The organism is Streptomyces yangpuensis, assembly GCF_001005295.1.
GTDB classification, from domain to species: Bacteria; Actinomycetota; Actinomycetes; order Streptomycetales; family Streptomycetaceae; genus Streptomyces; species Streptomyces yangpuensis.
In genome coordinates this window covers 39,063-61,277 of record NZ_LBMK01000005.1, presented here as the reverse complement: position 1 = coordinate 61,277, position 22,215 = coordinate 39,063, and the positions used below count along the sequence as shown (strand labels likewise).

Below are 22,215 nucleotides of genomic sequence, written 5' to 3'. Positions count from 1 at the left end.
CCCCGTCCACCGGCGGCGCACCCTCGCCGACTGGTCCGGGGTGGACAGTTCCCGTCGATCCGTGCCATGCTCATCTATCATGGATCGCACGTTCCGGATTGCAACGTGGGAAAACGGGGGAACAGTGATATGGGTCACGGGGGATCGCTGATATGAGTAGCCTTAAGAGTAGGTTAACGTGGCAATCTATTTCAGTCGACGGAAATCACGAAAAATACAGCAGTCGGATAGACTACTTGACGCCTGATATACCTGGAATACATGCTTCGCGGCAGGCTGGACGACCCCCGTTGCAGGCCGATATAGCGCTGATAATCCAAGACGACATTCGCCGGTACAGTATCGAGGGAATGCTTCGTTCGCTCGACATCCAGTTGACAGTGCAATCCATCACGGATGTCGCAGATCTCTCCACGCCGAGCAACAGCCGGCTGGTCATTTCGGACAGCAGCGCGCTGGGGTCCGTGCCACGCGAGATGGCTGAAAAGCTGCGGGTTCAGAACACGCGCGTACTGATCCTGATGGACTCCGAAGACGTCGTCGAGCAATCCTGGGTCGATCATGCGAACGGCTTCCTGGACTGGGCGTATCTGCGCCCCGAGACCCTGCGCGAAGCGATCGTCGACGTGCGGGCCGGGCGGTTTCACATGTCGGCGACCCTGGCGCGGCGCTCCGTGGCGGCGCCCGACCAGTCCGGTGGCGACGCCACCTCGAAGCGCGCGTCGATGATTGCACTCACGGCACGTGAACAACAGGTCCTGCGTCTCGTCGCCGAGGGGCAGAGCAATCGACAGGTCGCCCGATCGCTGAGCGTCTCCGAACACGGGGTCAAGCGCACGGTCGGCATCATTTTGGCCAAGCTCAACTGTCCGAATCGGACTCTGGCGGTTGTTCGGGCCATCGAGTCGGGGCTCCTCGATATGTGAGGTGTCGACCAATTGGCGACGATTGGCCTGCGGATGGGCGGTGTGGGCATCACTGGGCTGCCCCGGGGCGTGGTCGAGAATGCGACGGGCCGCGCTGTGGGGCATGCTGTCCGCCCTCGGCCGCAGCCTGCCGCCTACTGACGGACAAATTCGGAAAGGGGCCGGGGTGTACGTGAATGCCCCGGCCCTTGATTCCGTGAATTGCAGTCCTGAATTTCTGCCTCCTCTCTCCGCCCCATTTCCGGTCGCACCTGAATTGGGGTGAATGCGGCGCGCAGTGTTCTGTGATTTTGTTCGGGATTTCATCCTCCGACCCGGCGGGTCTTTCGCCGCTGATCCCGTTTGCGCCCCGCCGCCCTTCCGCTTCGGTCAACTCGTCCGTATGCCGTAGGAGTTGACCTTCGCTGGACTCGATACCGGCCCACGGGTTCGCCTTCGGGTGCCGACTGGCCCGAGTGGAGCGAGCGCGAGCAGGCGCCGGACGACGGGCCGGCACCAGGACGAGGTCGCGCCGGTGAGGGTTTCGCCGGTCGTGCGAGGTGCTGTGAGAGGCTGAGCCGTATGAACCGGTTGGCTGGTGTGACCTCGCCGTATCTGCTTCAGCATGCTGACAACCCGGTCGACTGGTGGCCGTGGGAGCCCGAGGCGTTCGAGGAAGCGCGACGGCGCAACGTACCCGTGCTGCTGTCGGTCGGATACTCCGCCTGCCACTGGTGCCATGTCATGGCGCACGAGTCGTTCGAAGACGAACCGACCGCCACCTACATGAACGAACACTTCGTCAACATCAAGGTGGACCGGGAAGAGCGGCCCGACGTCGACGCCGTCTACATGGAGGCCGTGCAGGCCGCCACCGGGCAGGGTGGGTGGCCCATGACCGTGTTCCTCACGGCGGACGCCGAGCCGTTCTACTTCGGGACCTACTTCCCGCCCGAGCCCCGCCACGGGATGCCCTCCTTCACGCAGGTGCTCGAAGGCGTACGGGCCGCCTGGGTGGGGCGGCCCGACGAGGTCGCCGAGGTCGCGCAGAAGATCGTGCGGGACCTGGCCGGGCGGCAGCTGGACTACGGGAAGGCCGGGACCCCGGGGCCGGAGGAGCTCGCGCAGGCGCTGCTCGGGCTGACCCGCGAATACGACGCCACGCGCGGTGGGTTCGGCGGGGCGCCGAAGTTCCCGCCGTCCATGGTGCTGGAGTTCCTGCTGCGCCACCACGCGCGCACCGGGTCCGAGGGTGCGCTGCAGATGGCCGCCGACACCTGTGAGGCGATGGCCCGCGGCGGAATCTACGACCAGCTCGGCGGCGGCTTCGCGCGGTACTCCGTGGACCGGGAGTGGGTGGTCCCGCACTTCGAGAAGATGCTCTATGACAACGCCCTGCTCTGCCGGGTCTACGCCCACCTGTGGCGGGCCACCGGTTCGGAGCTGGCGCGGCGGGTCGCGCTGGAGACCGCCGACTTCATGGTCCGGGAGCTGCGGACCGCCGAGGGCGGCTTCGCCTCGGCCCTCGACGCCGACAGCGAGGATCCGCTGACCGGGAAGCACGTGGAGGGCGCGTACTACGCCTGGACGCCCGCGCAGCTGCGGGAGGTGCTGGGGGAGGGCGACGGGGAGCTCGCCGCCGGGTACTTCGGGGTGACGGAGGAGGGGACCTTCGAGCACGGCGCGTCGGTGCTCCAGCTGCCGCAGGACGGGCCGGCGGTGGACGCGGAGCGGATCGCCGGGATCAGGGCGCGGCTGCTGGCCGCGCGGGCGGAGCGGCCGGCGCCCGGGCGGGACGACAAGGTCGTCGCCGCGTGGAACGGTCTGGCGATCGCCGCGCTGGCCGAGTGCGGGGCGTACTTCGAGCGGCCCGACCTGGTGGAGCGGGCGACCGAGGCCGCCGACCTGCTGGTGCGGGTGCACTTCGACGCGGCCGCCGGCCGGGCCCCGCGGCTCGCGCGGACCAGCAAGGACGGCCATGTGGGCGCCAACGCCGGGGTGCTGGAGGACTACGGCGATGTCGCGGAGGGCTTCCTCGCGCTGGCGTCGGTCACCGGTGAGGGGGTCTGGCTGGAGTTCGCCGGGTTCCTGGTGGACCTGGTCCTGGACCGGTTCACCGCCGAGGACGGGTCGCTGTACGACACGGCGCACGATGCGGAGAAGCTGATCCGGCGGCCGCAGGATCCGACCGACACGGCCGCGCCCTCCGGGTGGACGGCCGCCGCGGGCGCGCTGCTCTCGTACGCGGCGCACACCGGGTCCGAGGCGCACCGTACGGCGGCGGAGCGGGCGCTGGGGGTGGTGGCCGCGCTGGGTCCGCGCGTGCCGCGTTTCATCGGGCACGGACTGTCGGTCGCCGAGGCGCTGCTGGACGGGCCGCGTGAGGTGGCGGTGGTCGGGCATCCGGAGGATCCGGCGCGGGCGGCGCTGCACCGGGCGGCGTTGCTGGGGACGGCTCCCGGTGCGGTGGTGGCGGTCGGTCTGCCGCAGCCGGCGGAGGGCGGGGGCGAGGGGGAGTTCCCGCTTCTGGCCGAGCGCACACTCGTGCGCGACCTTCCGGCGGCGTATGTGTGTCGACATTTCGTCTGCGCGCGGCCTACGACGGACCCGGTCGAGCTGGGGGAGCAGTTGGGTGCGGTTCGTCCCTGAAGTGCCTGGAGTGCCGCCAATTCCGTTTGTGGATATGTCGATTCTGAAACGCGCACTTCATCGACACTGAGGCTGGATGTCATGTTCACTGCCTAGTCTCATGTCTTCGGGATCCACCGAGACGGCGCGCTGGGGGGTGCGTCCGGGGGGAAGTGGGGAAGCGGGGCGGCGGCGGGCCGGGGGGCCTGCCGCGAGTCTCCGGGGGGTTTTCTGATCGCCGCCTGGGGGGCGGCGGGTCTGTGGGGGGCCTTTTGTACACGTCTGTGTTCATTGCTGTGATTTCACTGGCGCTCTTCTGGATGGCCGCGTTCACGCTCTGGTGGCAGATGCACGCGTGGCGGACCCCCGAGACGCTCGCCTCCACGCGCTTCGACCGTCCCGACGGGGAGGGGCGCCTGGCCTTCTCGCTGCTGTTGCCGGCCCGCCACGAGCAGGCGGTGCTGGAGCACACCATCGACCGGCTGCTGGAATCGAGCCACACCGACTACGAGATCATCGTGATCGTCGGGCACGACGACCCCGAGACCACGGCCGTCGCCGAGCGGGCCGCGGCCCGCGAGCCGGCCCGGGTGCGGGTCGTCGTCGACCACCACGAGACGAAGAACAAGCCGAAGGCCCTCAACACGGCCCTGCCGTCCTGCCGCGGCGACATCGTCGGGGTCTTCGACGCCGAGGACCAGGTCCATCCCGAGCTGCTGGCCCACGTCGACCACGCCTTCCGTGCCACCGGAGCCGACGTGGTCCAGGGCGGGGTCCAGCTGATCAACTTCCACTCCAGCTGGTACAGCCTGCGCAACTGCCTGGAGTACTTCTTCTGGTTCCGCTCCCGGCTCCACCTGCATGCCGAGAAGGGCTTCATCCCGCTGGGCGGCAACACCGTCTTCGTCCGCACCGAGGTGCTGCGCGAGGCGGGCGGCTGGGACCAGAACTGCCTGGCCGAGGACTGCGACCTCGGGGTGCGGCTGTCGTCGGTCGGCAAGAAGGTCGTCGTCGCCTACGACTCCGACATGGTGACCCGTGAGGAGACGCCCGGCTCGCTGGTGAGCCTGCTCAAGCAGCGCACCCGCTGGAACCAGGGGTTCCTCCAGGTGTACCGGAAGAAGGACTGGCGGCAGCTGCCCGGCCGGGGCCAGCGCTGGCTCGCCCGCTACACGCTGATGACGCCGTTCATGCAGGCCGCCTCGGGTGTGATCATCCCGGTCAACTTCGCCGTCGCGGTCTTCCTCGAGGTACCGGTGGGTATCGCGATCATCACCTTCCTTCCCATGATCACGGCGATGGTGACCTTCGTCTTCGAGATCGTCGGCCTGCACGACTTCGGCCGGCAGTACGGCCTGCGCGTGCGCTTCGTGCACTACGTCAAGCTCGTCCTCGGCGGCCCGTTCTACCAGGTGATGCTCGCGGGCGCCGCGATCCGTGCCGTCTGGCGCGAGCAGCGCGGCCGCAACGAGTGGGAGCTGACCAGCCACACCGGCGCCCATCTGACGACCGTCCCGGCGGCCTCCGCACCCGCATCCGCACCCGCATCCGCCTCCTCCGCCGCGATCCGAGAGGACAGCCGCCCGTGACCGCCACCCTGCCCACGGCCACTGCCCCCGGACCCGGAACCGGACCCGGGACCGAGACCCCGGCCGTCCCCGCCCGGCCCACCGAGGCCGGCGGGCTCGGCCGCCGGCCGGCCGCGCCCGTCCGCCCGCTCGTGCGCTTCCGCTCCTCCCGCCCCGACCTGCTGCTGTGCGGGGCCCTGCTCCTCGTGATCCTCGCCGTCCAGGGCTGGAACATCACGAACTTTCCGACCCTGAGCGACGACGAGGGCACCTACCTCGCCCAGGCCTGGGCCGTCCAGCAGGGCGCGGGCCTGGCTCACTACACGTACTGGTACGACCATCCGCCGCTCGGCTGGATCCAGGTGGCGGCCCTGACGTACCTGCCGTCGCTGCTCGTCCCGGAGTGGATGACCGTCGCACCGATGCGGTTCTCGATGCTCGCGGTGTCCGCCGCCTCCTCGGTGCTGCTGTACGTGCTGGCGCGCCGGCTGTGGCTGCCGCGCTGGGCGGCCGGGCTCGCGATGGCGCTGTTCGGGCTCTCCCCGCTGTCCGTGGTCCTGCAGCGGGAGATCTTCCTCGACAACCTCGCGGTGATGTGGATGCTGCTGGCGTTCTGCCTCGCCGCGTCGCCCAGGCGTCACCTGTGGCACCACTTCGCCTCCGGGCTGGCGGCCGCCACCGCAGTCCTCACCAAAGAGACGATGCTGGTGGTGCTCCCGGCGCTGCTGGTGACGATGTGGCGGCACAGCCACCGCGACACCCGGAAGTTCGCCGTCACCGGTGCCGTGACCGCCTGTGCGCTGATCGGCCTGTCGTACCCGCTCTACGCCCTGCTCAACGGCGAGCTGCTGCCCGGCTCCGGCCATGTCTCGCTCATCGACGCCATCACCTACCAGATGGGCCGCGAGGGGTCCGGCTTCATCCTCACGCCGGGCTCCGGCTCGAACGGCGTGTTCAGGTCCTGGCTGTACTACGACACCGTCCTCCCGCTCGGCGGCCTGGCCGGCGCCGTCCTGCTGATCGTCACCGTCCGCTGGTCGGTCACCGCCCGCGCGCTGGCCGGCCCGGCACTCGCCGCCGTCATCCTCGCCGTGGTCGCGATGCGGCCCTCCGGCTACCTGCCGGCGATGTACGTGATCCAGGCGCTGCCGTTTTTCGCCCTGGTTCTGGCGGGCGGCGCGGCCAGCGTCACGCACGCCGTACTGCGCCGCCACCGCGCCGCGGGCCGGCGGGGACCGGGGCTGTGGGTGCGCCGGGCGGTGCTCGGTGTACTGGCCGTGTCGGCCGCGGTGTACGTGCTGCCGCGCTGGTACGAGGGGAACCGCACCGCGCTCACGGTCGACGCGAACGCCCCGTACCGGCAGGCCGCGGCGTGGCTGGGCCGTGAGGTCGCCGATCCGGCGGGCACTCGGGTGCTGCTCGACGACGCGCTCTGGCTGGACGCCGTGCACCACGGCTTCAAGCCGGGGCCGGGCGCCATCTGGTTCTACAAGGCCGACCTGGACCCTGCCGTCACCAGGACCCTGCCGGGCGGCTGGCGGGACATCGACTACGTGGTGTCCTCGCCCACGGTGCGCCGTGACGCGGCGGACCTGCCCACGGTGAAGGCGGCGCTGGAGCATTCGACCGTGGTGGCCGTCTTCGGTTCGGGCGAGGACCGCATCGAGATCCGCCGCACCGATACAGGCCGCACCGACCCTGAGAGCGGGAGCTGAGCCGCCATGAGCGAGGATCTGTGTTCCCCCGGAGCTCCGGTAGCCCCAGTAGCGCCCGTGGTCCCGGTCGGTGCGGAGCGAGGCGCTCCACCCGGTGCGGCCGGCAGCGTCACTCTGATCATCCCGACCTTCAACGAGGCGGGGAACGTGGCCGAGTTGCTGCGCAGGCTCGGCCGGGCGCTCCCCGGTGACCTGCCGTGCCAGGTGCTGTTCGTGGACGACTCCACGGACGACACCCCCGCCGTCGTCGAGAAGACCGCAGCCGACCACCCCTTCCCGGTGTCGGTGCTGCACCGGGAGGTGGCCGAGGGCGGCCTCGGCGGGGCGGTCGTCGAGGGGATCCGGCGGGCGGACAGCGACTGGATCGTCGTGATGGACGCCGACCTGCAGCATCCGCCGCACCTGGTTCCGGAGCTCGTCGGCGAGGGCGAGCGCACCGGTGCCGATCTCGTGGTCGCCTCCCGCTACGTCAGCGGCGGCAGCCGGGCCGGGCTCGCCGGGAGCTACCGCGTCGCGGTGTCGCGCGCTGCGACGTGGCTGGCCAAGGGACTCTTCCCGCGTGCGCTGCGCGGGATCAGCGATCCGATGAGCGGGTTCTTCGCGATGCGCCGCTCGGCGGTGGCCGACGGGGCACTGAGACCGCTCGGCTACAAGATCCTGCTGGAGCTGGCGGTGCGCTGCCGTCCGGCGCCGGTGGCGGAGGTGCCGTTCGTCTTCCAGGAGCGCTTCGCGGGGGAGTCGAAGTCCACGGCCCGTGAGGGCCTGCGGTTCCTGGTGCACCTCGCCTCGCTGCGGTCCGCGGCCCCGCTCGCGCGCGTGATCGGCTTCGGGCTGATCGGTCTCACCGGTTTCGTGCCGAACCTGGTGGCGCTGTGGCTGCTCACCGGCGCGGGGATGCACTACCTGCCGGCGGAGATCGTCGCGAACCAGGCGGGGGTGCTGTGGAACTTCGTCCTCATCGAGGTCCTGCTCTTCCGTGAGCGGCGCAGGCACCGGCACTGGGCGGACCGGGTGGGCCGGTTCGCACTGCTCGCCAACGCCGATCTGCTGCTGCGGATCCCGCTGATCGCGGTGTTCGTCGCCGAGCTGGGGATGGGGGTGCTGCCCGCGACCGCGCTCGCGCTGGTGACCACCTTCGTGCTGCGGTTCGCGGCCACCGAGGCCCTGGTCTATCTGCCGCGCCGTACGTCCCCGGCCGAGCCGGGGCGCCACACCAGGAGTTGAGCCGCACCACAGATCGAGCCGCACAGAAAGGAACCTTTCCATGCGTCCGACCTTCCGGCGGAGGGCGGGGCGGCGAGCCGCACTGCTCGCCGTCGGGGCGATGACCACGGGTCTGCTGCTCACCGCACCGCAGCAGGCGACGGCCGGTCCGCCCAATCTGCTGTCCAATCCCGGTTTCGAGACCGCCGGTACCCCCGGCTCCGACATGCCGTCCTGCTGGTCGAAGTCCGGCTGGGGCGACAACGACTTCACCTTCGCGACCGTGTCCGACGCGCGCAGCGGCACGAAGGCGATGCGGGTGTCCCTGACCCGTCGGGTGGACGGTGACCGCAAGGCGCTGGTCACCGAGAACACCACGTGCGCGCCGACGGTCACGCCGGGCCGGCAGTACGACCTGTCGGCCTGGTACAAGTCCAACACCCCGGACGTGTCGGTGACGGTGTTCCGCCGCGACACGACGTCGGGCTGGCAGTACTGGACGGACCTGCAGAATCCGCCCGTCAGTGCCGGCTGGGCGCGTACGGAGGTCCGTACGCCGGTGGTTCCGCCCAACACGGACAAGATCGCCTGGGGCCTGTCGGTGTACGGGGTGGGCACGCTCACCACGGACGACTACGCGCTGGAGGAGGTGGGTGCGGTCCCGCCGCAGCCGGTCTGTTCGGGCACGGCGGAGGAGTGCGCCAAGGGCAGGTGGCAGGTGATCCCGGCGCAGAACCCGGTGCGTTCGATGCACGCGGTCGTCCTGAAGAACGGCAAGGTGCTGCTGATCGCGGGCTCGGGCAACGACATCGCGCAGTTCAACGCGGGCACCTTCACCTCCGCCGTCTACGACCCGGCGAACGGGTCGTTCAGGACGATCCCGACGCCGGTCGACATGTTCTGCTCGGGTCATGTGCAGCTGTCGGACGGCCGGGTGCTGGTGATGAGCGGGAACAAGGGCTATCCGTCGGCCGACGGGAAGATCGGCTACCAGGGGCTGAGGGACTCGTACACCTTCGACCCGGTCACCGAGACGTACACGAGGACCAACGACATGAACGGCGGGCACTGGTACCCGTCGGCGACGATCCTCGGCAACGGTGATGTGATCTCCTTCGGCGGGCTGAAGGAGGACTCGACGGGCAATGTGACCGCGGAGAAGTTCTCGGCGGCGCAGAACAAGTGGCTGCCGATGAACGAGGTCAACCAGACCTGGTCGTACTGGGGCCTGTACCCGTCGATGATCCTGATGCAGGACGGGCGGCTCTTCTACTCGGGCAGCCACACCTTCGGCAACGGCACCCCGGGCACGGGCGCGTCGATCTACGACTACGACGCCAACACCATCACCGACGTGCCGGGGCTGCGCAACAAGGACGAGCGGGACGAGTCGGCGAGCGTGCTGCTGCCCCCGGCCCAGGACCAGCGGGTCCTGACGATCGGCGGTGGCAACAACGAGCGCAACCCGGCGGCGAACCGGATCACCGACATCATCGACCTGAAGCAGCCGAGCCCGGCCTACACGGCCGGCCCGGACCTGCCCCAGGGCCTGGTGGACACCGGCACCGGGAAGCGGCCGCAGACCGGCGCCGAGGGCAAGATGTACGTCTCGGCGGTGCTGTTGCCGGACGGCAAGGTGCTGGAGACGGGCGGCGGGCTGCACGACCGGGCCGACCCGGTCTTCGAGGCCTCCTTCTTCGACCCGGCCACCAACAGCTACCAGGCGGGTCTGGCGACCGACCCGATCCCGAGGACCTACCACTCGGCGTCGTTCCTGATGCCCGACGGGCGGGTCATGTCGGTGGGCGACAACCCGGGCAACGGCACCTACAACCACAACGTGTCGGTCTACTCGCCGCCGTACCTGTTCAAGGGCGCCCGCCCGCGGATCACCTCGGTGATCGACACGCAGTGGGTGTACGGGGACACGCAGCGGATCACCGTCGACCGGCCGGTCGCCAAGGCGGAGCTGATCCGTCCGGCGGCGGTGACGCACTCCTCGGACCCGAACCAGCGGTTCGTGGACCTGCCGATGACGGTGGACGGCACCACCATCGACCTGAACGTCACGAGCAACCCCAACCTGGCGCCGCCCGGCTGGTACATGCTCTTCGCGGTCGACGCGAACGGCGTCCCGTCGATCGCTACATGGGTGCACCTGGGCGGTGCGCCGGCCCTGGCCGCCGCCCAGGAGCAGCCGTCCGCGCACGAGCACACCTTCGCGGACGCGCTGGGGCCGGCGAAGAAGAATCCGGCGAAGCGGGACTCGGTCCCGGTCGCGCCGAGTGTGGCGGGCTGCGACCGGCACTACGGCACGGCCAACGTGTGCGTGCCGACCCGGTTCCCGGCCGAGGTGAAGGCCACGACGAAGGCCCGCTGCGAGTGGCTGGCCTCCCACCGGTACCCGAAGCGCCTGAAGGTCAACGGCAGTGATCCGCTGCGGCTGGACCCGGACGGCGACGGATACGCCTGCTGAACGCGCCGGCACACGGGGAAGGGGCCCGGCCGCGAGCGTGCGGACGGGCCCCTTCTCCGCGGATCAGTGCTGGTAGGCGGCCAGCGAGATGCCGACGTAGTGGGCGATGAAGGCGGCCAGGGTCAGGGAGTGGAAGACCTCGTGGAAGCCGAAGAAGCGGGGCGAGGGGTTGGGCCGCTTCATGCCGTAGATGACCCCGCCGGCGCTGTAGAGGAGGCCGCCGACGATCACGAGGACCAGGACGGCGATGCCGCCGGTGCGCATGAAGTCGGGGAGGAAGAAGACGGCGGCCCAGCCCATGGCGATGTAACAGGGGGTGTAGAGCCAGCGCGGGGCGCCGACCCAGAAGACGCGGAAGGCGATGCCGGCCGCGGCCGCGATCCACACCGCCCACAGCAGGGTCCGGCCGGTGGAGGGCGGGAGCAGCAGGACGGTCAGCGGGGTGTAGGTGCCCGCGATGATCAGGAAGATGTTGGCGTGGTCGAGCCGTCGCAGGATGGCTTCGCCGCGCGGGCCCCAGGTCCCGCGGTGGTAGACCGCGCTGACGCCGAAGAGCAGGCAGGCGGTGAGGATGTAGATCCCGCAGGCGACGCGGGCCCGGGTCGAGTCGGTGAAGGCCATCAGCGCGAGGCCGGCGACGATCACGGCGGGGAACATGCCGAGATGGAGCCAGCCGCGCAGCAGCGGTTTGGCCTCGATTGCGGACTCGACGGCTTCCGCGGCCTCGACGACCGGGGAGGCCTCGGAGGCCGCGGCGGCCTCGGGGGCGGGGGCGGCGGCGTCAGAAGTCATGCGCGCCATGCTACCTACGGGTCCGTAGGTTTCCGCTCTTCCTCTTTACGGAAGATTGACGGACGTGGCAATGCTCACGTGAGAGGCCCTCTGGACATATGCGCACATCCACCGGATGATCAGATGAGTGCGGTCGACACCGGATGAGCGGAGCGCGAAGCGTCCGGGTCGCAGCCCCCACGGGGCCTACACCAAACAAACCCCTCAACAAGGAGCAATCGTGGCGCGCGACAACGCGGCTCCCACCGTCCCGACGACCCACCAGGAGCTGATCTCCTGGGTGGACGAGATCGCAGCCCTCACCCAGCCGGACCGCGTCGTCTGGTGCGACGGCTCCGAGGGCGAGTACGAGCGCCTGTGCGAGGAGCTCGTCGCCAAGGGAACGTTCAAGAAGCTCGACGAGACGAAGCGCCCGAACTCCTACTACGCCGCCTCCGACCCCTCCGACGTCGCGCGTGTCGAGGACCGGACCTACATCTGCTCCGAGAAGGAGGAGGACGCGGGCCCGACCAACCACTGGAAGGCCCCGGCGGAGATGAAGGACATCTTCGCCGGCGAGAAGGGCATCTTCCGCGGCTCCATGAAGGGCCGGACGATGTACGTCGTCCCGTTCTGCATGGGCCCCCTCGGCTCCGAGCTCTCCGCGATCGGCGTCGAGATCACCGACTCCGCCTACGTCGCCGTCGCCATGCGCACCATGACCCGCATGGGCAAGCCCGTCCTCGACGAGCTCGGCACCGACGGGTTCTTCGTCAAGGCCGTCCACACCCTCGGCGCTCCGCTCGCCGAGGGCGAGGCCGACGTGCCGTGGCCCTGCAACACCACCAAGTACATCTCGCACTTCCCCGAGACCCGCGAGATCTGGTCCTACGGATCCGGCTACGGCGGCAACGCCCTCCTCGGCAAGAAGTGCTACGCCCTGCGCATCGCGTCCGTCATGGCCCGCGACGAGGGCTGGCTCGCCGAGCACATGCTGATCCTCAAGCTCACCCCGCCGGCCGGCGAGGGCGAGACGAAGTACGTTGCCGCCGCGTTCCCGTCCGCCTGTGGCAAGACCAACCTCGCCATGCTGGAGCCCACGATCCCCGGCTGGACGGTCGAGACCATCGGCGACGACATCGCCTGGATGCGCTTCGGCGAGGACGGCCGCCTCTACGCGATCAACCCCGAGGCCGGCTTCTTCGGCGTCGCCCCCGGCACCGGCGAGCACACCAACGCCAACGCCATGAAGACCATGTACGCCAACACCGTCTTCACCAACGTCGCGCTCACCGACGACGGCGACGTCTGGTGGGAGGGCATGACCGAAGAGGCGCCCGCCCACCTGACCGACTGGAAGGGCAACGACTGGACCCCGGAGTCCGAGACCCCGGCCGCCCACCCCAACGCCCGCTTCGCCGTCCCGGCCTCCCAGTGCCCGACGATCGCCCCCGAGTGGGAGGACCCCAAGGGCGTCCCGATCTCCGCGATCCTCTTCGGCGGCCGCCGCGCCTCCGCCGTGCCGCTGGTCACCGAGTCCTTCGACTGGAACCACGGCGTCTTCATCGGCTCGAACATCGCCTCCGAGAAGACCGCCGCCGCCGAGGGCAAGGTCGGCGAGCTGCGCCGCGACCCCTTCGCCATGCTGCCGTTCTGCGGCTACAACATGGGCGACTACATGGCCCACTGGGTCAAGGTCGGCGCCTCCGCAGACGCCGCCAAGCTCCCGAAGATCTACTACGTGAACTGGTTCCGCAAGAACGACGCGGGCAAGTTCGTGTGGCCCGGCTTCGGCGAGAACAGCCGCGTCCTGAAGTGGATCGTCGGCCGCCTCGACGGCACCGCCGAAGGCGTCGAGACCCCCATCGGCATCCTGCCGACCAAGGACTCCCTCGACCTCGACGGCCTCGACCTTCCGGCCGAGGACCTCGACTTCCTCCTCACCGTCGACAAGGAGGTCTGGCGCGAGGAGGCCGCCCTGGTCCCCGAGCACCTGGGCACCTACGGCGACCACACCCCCAAGGAGCTGTGGGACCAGTACCACGCCCTCGTGGAGCGCCTGGGCTGAGCCGGGACACGCCCTGAAGAAGGGCACGCCCTGAGCAAGGGCACGCCCTGAGCAAGGGCACGCCCTGAGCAAGGGCACGCCCTGAACAAGGGCCGATGAACGTGGGAGCCCCCGACCAAGCGGCGTCCCACCGCTGTGGGAGCCCCCGACCAAGCGGCGCCCACCGCAGCACCGACCTGCCCGGTCAGGAGCGTTCGCGCTCCTCCAGGTAGGTCGTGTGCGTCTGCTGACGGCGGGCCTCCACCTCGTGGAGGCCCGCCGTTACGCGTCGCGCCTCCTCGCGCAGCAGCCCCAGCTGCCGCTCCAGATGCCGCTCCGGAGACTCGCCACCCGGCGCCATCCGGCTCCACCAGCGCGTCCGGTTGTAGGCGTCCACGCTCTCCGGCACGTCCCGGCGGACCCCACGCGACACCGCATGCACCGCCTCCGGGTCGGCGGCCAGCACCTCGGCCACCCACCCCGGCTCCAGCAGCGCCCCGTACAGCTCCAGCAGCTCCGCGAGCACCTCCCCGGCCCCCGGCGGCAGCTCCACCCCGTCGACGTACCCCCGCAGCCGCCCGAAGTCCTCGCGCAGCACGCCGAGCTCCTCCCGCGGATCGAAGGGCGGCGGCGCCGTCCGCTCCGGCGGGGCGATCAGCGCACCCGCCCCGTACAGCCCGGCGACCACCACCGGCCAGTACGCACCGGCCACCCCGGCCAGGGTGAGGGCCAGCCCGGCCACGCCGCAGGCGGAGCCGGCCAGGTTCTTCCGCGACTCCAGGTACCTCAGGACCCCGGTCGCCCTACTGGTAGCCACGGATCTCCTCGAAGGCTCCGGCCAGCGCACTGGTCCCGCCGGTGGCGTCGAAGAGCCGCCCGCCGGTCAGCTCGGTGATGCGGGTGAGCTCCTTGCGGTCCGAATCGCCGAACAGCACGGCGAAGACCGGCGTCCGCTTCTGCGCCTCGGGCAGCTTCGCGTAGAAGGAGTCGAAGTGCTTCGCCCCCACGCCCTCGGTGTTCTCGCCGTCCGTCATCAGCACGATCGAGGTGAAGGCATCCGTGCCGCCCTTGCCGAGCTGCTCGTACGCCGCCTCCAGGCTGCCGTAGATCGCCGTACCCCCGTCCGGCTCCAGCGACTTCACGTCCCGGCGGATCGCGTCCAGCGCCGGCCCCGGATTGCCGGGCTCCACCACGTGCGTGTTCACCTCCTTCACCTTCGACCCGAAGGGCAGGAGCGTCACCTCCTCACGGTCCCGGAAACGCCGCCCGGTGCCCGAAGTCCCGGTACCCGTCAGATCGGTGAGCGCCGACCTCAGCCGCCCGATGCGGTCCTCGTCGCTCATCGAACCCGAGGTGTCCAGCACGTACACCGTCCGCGAGGGCCGGCGCAGCTCGTTCTCGTAACTGGCCAGCAGCCCGTCGGCGACGACACGCGAACCGGGGAACGGCAGCTCGCGCCGCTTCTCCTGGTCCAGCCCGGCGGCCGGCGCGACCCCGGCCGCGACCGGCCGGCGGAACGTCTGCCCGGTGATCGCCCGCTGCGCCTCCGGGCCGCGCAGCCAGTCCGTCAGCGCCCGGCCCGCGTCACGCGCCCCGGCCGGGGCCGAGGCCAGCAAGGTCAGCGGGTAGTGGGCCGTCACCACCCCGTCGCGCGGCCGGACCACCGTCAGCGGCGCCCCGCCGTCCTTCGCGTCACGGTTCATGGACAGCAGTACCGACTCGTAGTTCACCAGCGCGTCCACGTCCCCACGCCTGCCGTACGCGGTCGCCAGCCAGCCCGAGGAACCCGACGTCAGCTTCTGCCCGGTGAAGAACTCCTTCAGCCGCGGCGTGGCGGCCTTCACGTCCGCGTCGCTGAGCGCCGCCTGCGCCCCCGACAGCCCCGAGGCCACCGAGACCAGCGCCGAGAAACCGGAGTTCGAGCGCACCGGATCGGTCATCCCGTACGTCAGCCTCCCGGCCGCGACCGCCTCGTGCACCGCCGGCCAGGTCACCTCACCGGGCTTCCAGCCGAGCCGGGCCAGCGCCTCCGGCTTCACACCGAGGGCGACCGGCGAGGACATCACCGGGGTCTCGCTGGAGAGCTTCCCGGCGGCTTCGGGCCGCAGCCGCAGGTAGTCGTTGGAGGACAGCCAGATCGCGTCGTACCGGCCGTCGGCCTGCCCCGAGGCGACCTGCTCGGCGGCGTCCAGCGTCCCCGACCACGTCAGCTTCACGGTGACGCCGGTCGCCTTGCGGGCCTGCTCCAGGACCGGCTCCATGTCCGCGAGCTCGCTGGAGGCCAGCACCCGCAGCGTGCCCTCCTGGTAGGCCGTCTCCGCGGGCCCGGCGGGCTCGCCGGAGGTGCAGGCCGTCGCCGCCGTGAGCACGGCGAGGGTGAGCGCGAGGGCCGTCCGTACCCGCCGGCGGCGCGGGCGCGGGGGCCGGGGCGCAGCCTGCGCCGCCGCCCGTACCCGCCCGGCCGCGCTCACAGGGCACCACCCTCGGAGGCGCCGGCGGTCCGTGTCCGCGCCAGGTACGCCGACGCGCTCTGCAGCTCACCGGCGAGGGACTCCACCGTCGCTGCCATGTTCTCCGTCGCCTGCACCTTGAAGGTGTCGATCGCGTCCAGCGTCCGGTAGATCTGGGCGAAGGCCGTCCGCAGGGTCTCCGCGCCCACCGCCGGATCGGCCGCGATCCGCTGGATCTCGCCGCTCTGCGTGGCCAGCATGTCCGCGTTGCCCCGGATCAGCTCCTCGGTGGTCCCCTTCAACGCGTTCACCTGCTCGGTCACCTTCCGCTGGCTGTCCAGGGCCGACGCCAGCATCACCGCGATCCGCAGCGCCGACACGGTGGTCGTGGCCGCCCGGTCGACACCCTTGATCAGCTCGTCGTTGTTGCGCCGGACCACGTCCATCGCCAGATACCCCTGGGCGCACACGGCCAGCTGCGTCAGCAGGTCCTGGTGCTTCTGCCGGACCGGGAAGAGCACGTCCGCGCGCAGCGCGTCGGCCCCCTGCGGGTCCGTGCGTCCGGTCTCGGCGATCCGCTGCCCGACGGCGATGTCCAGGGCCTCGGTGAGGACGGCGTACTCCTGGAGCCTGCCCATGGTCTCCCACAGCCGGGAGCGCTCGGTGTGCAGGGCGGCATTGTCGCGGCGCAGCTCGTCCTGGCCGCTGCGCAGCGCCCCCACGATCCGGTTCAGGGCCGTCTGCGAGGAGGCGTACTTCGCCACGTGGTCGCGCAGCCGGTTGCCGCCAGGCAGCTTCGCGAGCAGCTTGCGGGCCCCCTTGGCGGGAGAGTCCCGCGGGTCGAGGTCCTCGACCGTGCGCCGCAGTTCGACCAGGGAGCCGGCGACCCGCGCCTGGGCGTCGCCGCCGCCGTCGGAGCCGAGGGAACGCACGGCCCGCTCCAGCATCCGGTTGGACTGCTGGGCGGCGCTGCGGACGTCGGCCGAGCCGAGCGTGGTGATCTCCCCGATGCGCTGCGCGAACTCGGGTGAGCGGGCGTCGATCCCGGCGAGCGAGCCGACGTACTCGCCGGCCCGGCGGGCCATCTCCTCGCGGACGCCGTCCTGGAGCGGTACCAGTCCGGCGGCCTGCTCCTTGCGGACGGGGGCGACGGGCTCGGGAGCGCTGAGGACCAGCGGGCTGTCCTCGGGAGGTGTCAAAGTCATGGTGGGTCCCCCTAGCCCTTGGCGCGCTGGGCGAGCGCCATGAGGATCTTGACGGTGGGTGTGCCGACCTGGCGGATGCCGGCCAGCCCCGGGTTGAGGTAGCCGGCGTGCGGGGCGGTCGCGGCGGTGAACTCGGCCACGCCGTCCTGCGGGCGGAACCCGCGGAGCACGGCCAGCTCCCGCAGCTTCGGATCGGTGGCGAGGAGCGTGCCCAGCTCCTTCGCGTCCTCGCTGAGCGGTACGAAGGTGTGCGCCGTGTTCACGGTGGTGTCCGGGTAGAGCACCACCATCTCGCCCGGGTCCTGCTTCTGCAGCAGCAGCGAGGCGACCTGGGACTCGTACACCAGGATCAGCGGTTCGCCGCTGCCGCTGATGAAGGCCCGGAAGGGGTCGTCGGTGCTGGTCTCCAGGGCGCCCTGGACGGAGATCAGCTTGCGCATCAGGGGCGCGGTGCGCTCGATCCCGGCGTCGTCGGCGACGACGGTGCTGCCGTTCGCGACGTTGGAGGTGGCGGCGAGGAAGAGCGCGCCGGAGTTGGAGGAGGCCGGGTCGGTGGTCTTGACGAACACCGTGCCGGTCAGCTCGGCGTGCGCGGAGGAGCCGGCCAGCTGCTGCCAGGTGCGGTCCTCGGCGGCGGCCTTGAGGAAGGGGCCCATCAGCAGGGTCCCGGAGTTCTTGCCGGTCATGGTGGCGAGGCCGCCGGTGGCCAGCACCTGCGCGGCGCCCGGGCGGGCGATCACGACGAGCGGGGAGTAGAAGGGCCTGGTCTCCTGGGCTCCCTTGAGCCCGGCGGCCGCCGCGACCTCCTTGGCGGGTTCACTGCTGCCGGGGAAGGCGAAGTCGAATTCCTTCAGGGCGAGTTGGTCCATCGCCCAGGAGCCCGAGGTCTCCGTCTTCACGATGTAGCCCTTGGCTGCAAGGGCCTTGACGACGTCAGGGTCGCGGAAGAATTCGGACTTCTCCGAACCGATGACGCCACGCACGGTCTTCGTTGCCGTGGATTCTGGGCGATCCTGCCCCTGCAGTGCGACGTAGAGCACGCCGCCGATCAGGAGGAGGCCCAGGACGATTCCTAGGATGCGTCTCACGGGTGCAGCGTGCTCACGGAAACCCACATTCCGCGCCCTCTTGAGTGAACCTCAGGTGTCCAGGCGGTCCCACTTCGAAATGCTGTGTGAGTTCGCGGGTGCTGGTGGGCGGGGCGGCCGCCCGGGAGGATCGGGGGCATGGGCGTGAGCGCGTTGAAGTGGCAGGGCTGGCTGGTCGGTCTGGTGACGGTCGCCGGGCTGCTGGTGTTCGCCCCGCTGGGCCTTTACGTGTGGGCGAGCGGCGGTGAACCGCAGCAGGCGCCGCCGCGGGCGGCGGCGGAGGACGTACGGGTCACCGGTTGCCGTGTCGACCCGGCCAGTCGGCGGGTGGTGGCCGCGGTCGAGGCGGCCGGGCGGGCCGAAGGGGTCGGCGCGTACGTCGTGACGGTGGAGTTCCGCGACCGCGCCGAAGCCGACCCGGGGCGCCGGGCCGCCCAGGCGCTGGTACGGATCCCGGGCGTGGCCCCGGGCGCGACCGAGTACGGGGAGGCGGTCGGCCCGGTGTGGCCGGTGGCCACGGTGCCCTGGTGCGGGGTCGCCGGCGCGGAGTTCGCGCAGCCGACCCCGACACCGGGGCTTCCATAGCGGATGGGGCGGGGGCCCGTCAGCCGTTGCTGTTCACCTTGACGACGACGGTGCTGCACACCTTGTCGGCGAAGGTCTGCTTCTTGGAGTCCCACAGCGGCCACAGCCAGCCGAGGTAGCAGGAGAGGCTGTCCAGGGCGTGCGCCAGCTTGCGGACGAAGGCCATGCCGAAGCCGAGCGTGGCGCCGTCGGCCTCGCGGTGCAGGCTGATGCCGACGATCTTCTTGCCGATGCTCTGGCCGGTGGTTCCTTCCTTGTACAGCTGGAAGATGGCCATGCCGAAGGCGTAGAGCATGCCGATGAGGCCGAAGACACCGGCGACCGAGTCGCCCGTCTCGTCGCCGGCGAAGGCCGCGCCGAGGCCGATCAGCGCGTACATCGGGCCGGCGATGATCAGCACGTCGAGCAGGTACGCGCCGACGCGCAGGCCCCAGTGGGCCAGCGGCGGCATCCCGACGGGCATCCCGGGCATGCCCGGGGGCGGGTACGCGCCGTACTGCGCGGGCGGCGGGGTCTGCTGCGGGTAGCCGTACTGCGGGGCCGCGCCCGGAGCCGGCTGCTGCGGGTAGCCGTACTGCGGGGGGACGCCCTGCGGGGCCTGCTGGCCGTAGCCGGGCTGGCCCTGCGGGGGCTGCTGGCCGTAGGGGTTGTTCGGATCGCCGAAGCTCATGGGCGCATCTCTCCAGGGTGCTCGATCGGGGACGAAGCGGAGTGGAGGAGATGGTTCATTCGAGCGGCCTCCCCCGTGCTGCCGCGATGTTTCAGCCAACATCGTGTTCGGAGCGCCGGGATCTGTCCAATTCATTGGCCGCACGGCGAGTGGCGGAGCGCCCCCGGAGGGGTCGTCCGCAGGGTCGTCCGCAAGGGTATGGCGCCCGGTCCGGAGCCTCCGCGGCCCCGGACCGGGGCCGTCTAGAGGGCGCCGGCCAGGTCCAGGGACTCCAGGGCGGCTGCGTGCGCGTCCATGCGCTCGGCGGCGAGGATCGCGACGGTGGTGTCGGCGCGGGACGCGGCGACGAGGAGTGCGCGGGCCGCGAGGTCGTACGCGCGCCGGTGCAGCGCGGCGGCGTCCCCCGTGGGGCCCTGGGGCGCCCGGGCGGGCTGGGCCCCGCGCAGCCGGGCGACCTGGGCGGCGATCCCGGCGGCGGCCTCGTCGAGCCCGAGCTCGTCGGTGACGGCGAGCAGGGCCGCGAGGTGGCCGGCGAGCTGGATGTCCAGTGCTTCGCCGCGGCTGCTGTGGGGGTAGTCGACCGTGGTGCCGCCCATCCGCTGGACGACCGGCTTGGTGCGGATCGGCTCGTACATGAGATGGTCTCCTGCGTAGTCAGGAGACCATCCTACATTGGATTGGTTCTAATTTTGAGTTGATCCTGTTGTTGGCCGAGTGTGTTCGCTCCGGCCGGCGGCCCGGATCTTGTCCGGAACCGCCTCAGGCCTGGCTGTAGCCGTCCAGGAAGTTCCCGATCCGGGTCACGGCGTCGGCCAGGTCCTTGGTGTTGGGCAGGGTCACGATCCGGAAGTGGTCGGGCTCGGGCCAGTTGAAGCCCGTACCGTGCACGACCATGATCTTCTCGGCCCGCAGCAGGTCCAGGACCATCTGCCGGTCGTCCTTGATCTTGTAGACGGCCGGGTCCAGCCTCGGGAAGGCGTACAGCGCGCCCTTCGGCTTCACGCAGGTGACACCCGGGATCTGGGTCAGCAGGTCGTGGGCGACGTTGCGCTGCTCCAGGATCCGCCCGCCGGGCAGCACCAGGTCCTCGATGGACTGCCGGCCGCCGAGCGCGGTGGCCACCGCGTGCTGCGAGGGCATGTTCGCGCACAGGCGCATGTTCGCGAGGATCGTGAGGCCCTCGATGTAGTCGGTGGCGTGGCTCTTCGGGCCGCACACCGCCATCCAGCCGGCCCGGTAGCCGGCGACCCGGTAGTTCTTCGACAGGCCGTTGAAGGTCAGCGTCAGGACGTCCGGGGCGATGGCGGCGGTGTTGAAGTGCTTGGTGCCGTCGTAGAGGATCCGGTCGTAGATCTCGTCCGAGCAGACCATCAGGTTGTGACGGCGCGCGATATCCGTCAGACCGCGCAGCATCTCCTCGTCGTAGACGGCGCCGGTCGGGTTGTTCGGGTTGATGATCACGATCGCCTTGGTGCGGTCGGTGACCTTGCGCTCGATGTCGGCGAGATCCGGCATCCAGTCGGACTGCTCGTCGCAGCGGTAGTGCACGGCCGTGCCGCCGGCCAGGGAGACGGAGGCCGTCCACAGCGGGTAGTCCGGCGCCGGGACCAGGACCTCGTCGCCGTCGTCGAGCAGCGCCTGCATCGACATCGTGATCAGCTCGGAGACACCGTTGCCGAGGTAGATGTCCTCGACGTCCAGGTCGATGCCCTTGGTCTGGTAGTGCTGCATGACCGCGCGGCGCGCGGACAGCAGGCCCTTCGCGTCGCCGTATCCGTGGGCGGAGCCCAGGTTGCGGAGCATGTCCTCGAGGATCTCCGGCGGGCAGTCGAAGCCGAAGGCCGCGGGGTTGCCCGTGTTGAGCTTGAGGATGCGATGACCTGCTGCTTCGAGTCGCATGGCCTCTTCGAGCACGGGGCCGCGGATCTCGTAACAGACATTGGCGAGTTTCGTTGACTGGATCACCTGCATGACCGGAGCTTACGGGCCCGGGTGCTGGGTCGACCGACGTTTTCGCAGGGAGGCTCGAAGGTGGTTTTGTCCCGTTTGGCGGGATGGGCGGGTGGGGGTGCGCTCTTCCCTTGGAATCCGGGGCCGCGGCCGCGCTCCGACCTGCGGAATGGGTGAGCCCGGCGGCGCGAAACTGCTGTGTGTTGCCCTCGTCACCTTGAGGAGGGTCGCTGGGGACGCGGGGTGACTGAGTACCCGGGCTGAGTACGCGCACTCATGCGGCCGCCCCGTCCGCGGTGGAGGCTGGGGTTCTGAACCAGGGCGAGTGATGCCTGAACGGCGGCAACCAAGGAGCGCGGGGCAGTGGAGTTCGTAGTCGGTGACATGGCGATCACCACGGTCGGCACGGATGGCGACGACCGGGCGATCGAGTTCCTGGTCAGGCCGGAGGGGACCCTGGAGGAGGGCCACTTCGCGATCTTCCGCGAGCACGGCCAGGGCTGGGAGGACGCCCGCCTGACCATCGACCCCGCGGCGGGCAGCGTCCCGGTGGCCGCGATCGAGTGGGCGGTGGAGTTCGCCCGCGAGTACCTCTGAGGGCCGTGGCGGCTGCGGGGGTGGGGCCGGGAGGCTGAGGGGTACGGGGGTCCCCTCGGGCGGCGCCCCACCCCCGCAGCCCCGCCCTCCGGGGCGGTGGCTGCGGGTGGGGTGGGGTGGGGTGCGGCGGGAGTGGGGAGGCGTGGCGGGGGCGGTGCGGGGGTGTGAGGCGAGGCAGCGGTGGTGCGGGGGCGGCGGCTGTGCGGGGCGAAGCCGGCGGGTACGGGGTGGTGGTGGGGGAGCGGGAGCTGCTCGGGCCTTGGTCAGTGACGCGTATGGGGGTTTCCCGTCAGTCCCATCGTCTCTCCGTGTCGGGCCGGTCCCTCAAGGGCGCTCCTTCGTCGCGTCGCTTCGCGA

17 protein-coding genes are annotated in these 22,215 nt (G+C 70.7%); 9 read left to right on the top strand and 8 right to left on the bottom strand.

All coding sequences use genetic code 11. The annotated features are described in order from the left end of the window. Positions 1-350: 350 nt before the first annotated feature. The 6 genes from AAT21_RS34680 to AAT21_RS24225 all read left to right on the top strand — a co-directional run bounded on the left by AAT21_RS34680 (position 351) and on the right by AAT21_RS24225 (position 10,495). A complete protein-coding gene (locus AAT21_RS34680) occupies positions 351-926 on the top strand; it encodes a helix-turn-helix transcriptional regulator (RefSeq protein WP_157879779.1) in 576 nt (191 codons plus the stop codon). A 561-nt stretch (positions 927-1,487) separates the two neighbouring features. Further along, complete coding sequence (locus tag AAT21_RS24245; RefSeq protein WP_046779105.1) at positions 1,488-3,554, top strand: thioredoxin domain-containing protein; 2,067 nt, start codon at positions 1,488-1,490, stop codon at positions 3,552-3,554. A 251-nt stretch (positions 3,555-3,805) separates the two neighbouring features. Continuing rightward, positions 3,806-5,122, top strand: coding sequence for a glycosyltransferase (locus AAT21_RS24240; protein ID WP_046779104.1), 1,317 nt, complete (start codon positions 3,806-3,808; stop codon positions 5,120-5,122). Beyond that, positions 5,119-6,816: an ArnT family glycosyltransferase gene (locus AAT21_RS24235; RefSeq protein ID WP_046779103.1), complete on the top strand. Its 1,698-nt coding sequence runs from the start codon at positions 5,119-5,121 to the stop codon at positions 6,814-6,816. Before AAT21_RS24240 ends, AAT21_RS24235 begins: the two co-directional genes overlap by 4 nt. A 6-nt stretch (positions 6,817-6,822) precedes the next feature. Next, on the top strand, positions 6,823-8,040 hold the full coding sequence (locus tag AAT21_RS24230) for a glycosyltransferase (RefSeq protein ID WP_079025929.1): 1,218 nt from the start codon (positions 6,823-6,825) through the stop codon (positions 8,038-8,040). 40 nt (positions 8,041-8,080) lie between these two features. Continuing rightward, on the top strand, positions 8,081-10,495 hold the full coding sequence (locus tag AAT21_RS24225; protein WP_235439206.1) for a galactose oxidase-like domain-containing protein: 2,415 nt from the start codon (positions 8,081-8,083) through the stop codon (positions 10,493-10,495). Between the two features lie 63 nt (positions 10,496-10,558). On the opposite strand, the gene trhA is transcribed toward AAT21_RS24225, so the two are convergent. Next, positions 10,559-11,287: a PAQR family membrane homeostasis protein TrhA gene (gene trhA, locus AAT21_RS24220; RefSeq protein WP_046779410.1), complete on the bottom strand. Its 729-nt coding sequence runs from the start codon at positions 11,285-11,287 to the stop codon at positions 10,559-10,561. 220 nt (positions 11,288-11,507) lie between these two features. Here trhA and AAT21_RS24215 point away from each other — a divergent pair, with 220 nt between their 5' ends. Beyond that, a complete protein-coding gene (locus tag AAT21_RS24215; RefSeq protein WP_046779101.1) occupies positions 11,508-13,334 on the top strand; it encodes a phosphoenolpyruvate carboxykinase (GTP) in 1,827 nt (608 codons plus the stop codon). Between the two features lie 184 nt (positions 13,335-13,518). On the opposite strand, the gene AAT21_RS24210 is transcribed toward AAT21_RS24215, so the two are convergent. The 4 genes from AAT21_RS24210 to AAT21_RS24195 all read right to left on the bottom strand — a co-directional run bounded on the left by AAT21_RS24210 (position 13,519) and on the right by AAT21_RS24195 (position 18,056). Next, complete coding sequence (locus AAT21_RS24210; RefSeq protein WP_167350620.1) at positions 13,519-14,130, bottom strand: hypothetical protein; 612 nt, start codon at positions 14,128-14,130, stop codon at positions 13,519-13,521. Further along, positions 14,117-15,682, bottom strand: coding sequence for a substrate-binding and vWA domain-containing protein (locus AAT21_RS24205; protein WP_046779408.1), 1,566 nt, complete (start codon positions 15,680-15,682; stop codon positions 14,117-14,119). The genes AAT21_RS24210 and AAT21_RS24205 overlap by 14 nt, the downstream gene beginning before the upstream one ends. Before the next feature lie 98 nt (positions 15,683-15,780). Then, complete coding sequence (locus AAT21_RS24200) at positions 15,781-16,968, bottom strand: toxic anion resistance protein (RefSeq protein ID WP_046779100.1); 1,188 nt, start codon at positions 16,966-16,968, stop codon at positions 15,781-15,783. Between the two features lie 11 nt (positions 16,969-16,979). Then, positions 16,980-18,056 carry a substrate-binding domain-containing protein gene (locus tag AAT21_RS24195; protein ID WP_046779099.1) on the bottom strand — a complete coding sequence of 359 codons (1,077 nt, stop codon included), beginning with the start codon at positions 18,054-18,056 and terminating at the stop codon, positions 16,980-16,982. A 144-nt stretch (positions 18,057-18,200) separates the two neighbouring features. On the opposite strand from AAT21_RS24195, the gene AAT21_RS34675 reads away from it, so the two are divergent. Then, positions 18,201-18,641: a hypothetical protein gene (locus AAT21_RS34675; protein ID WP_157879778.1), complete on the top strand. Its 441-nt coding sequence runs from the start codon at positions 18,201-18,203 to the stop codon at positions 18,639-18,641. A gap of 19 nt (positions 18,642-18,660) precedes the next feature. Here the strand turns inward: AAT21_RS34675 and AAT21_RS24185 are convergent, their stop codons facing one another. From AAT21_RS24185 to AAT21_RS24175, 3 genes are all read right to left on the bottom strand, one after another. Next, positions 18,661-19,311, bottom strand: coding sequence for an RDD family protein (locus AAT21_RS24185; protein ID WP_046779098.1), 651 nt, complete (start codon positions 19,309-19,311; stop codon positions 18,661-18,663). Positions 19,312-19,553: 242 nt separating this feature from the next. Beyond that, positions 19,554-19,946 (bottom strand): SCO4983 family protein, encoded by a 393-nt coding sequence (locus tag AAT21_RS24180; RefSeq protein WP_046779097.1) that lies wholly within the window; start codon positions 19,944-19,946, stop codon positions 19,554-19,556. 124 nt (positions 19,947-20,070) lie between these two features. Then, positions 20,071-21,282 carry a pyridoxal phosphate-dependent aminotransferase gene (locus tag AAT21_RS24175; protein WP_046779096.1) on the bottom strand — a complete coding sequence of 404 codons (1,212 nt, stop codon included), beginning with the start codon at positions 21,280-21,282 and terminating at the stop codon, positions 20,071-20,073. A 342-nt stretch (positions 21,283-21,624) separates the two neighbouring features. Here AAT21_RS24175 and AAT21_RS24170 point away from each other — a divergent pair, with 342 nt between their 5' ends. Beyond that, entirely contained in the window at positions 21,625-21,858 is a 234-nt protein-coding gene (locus tag AAT21_RS24170; RefSeq protein WP_046779095.1) for a hypothetical protein, read from the top strand. Positions 21,859-22,215 lie beyond the last annotated feature (357 nt).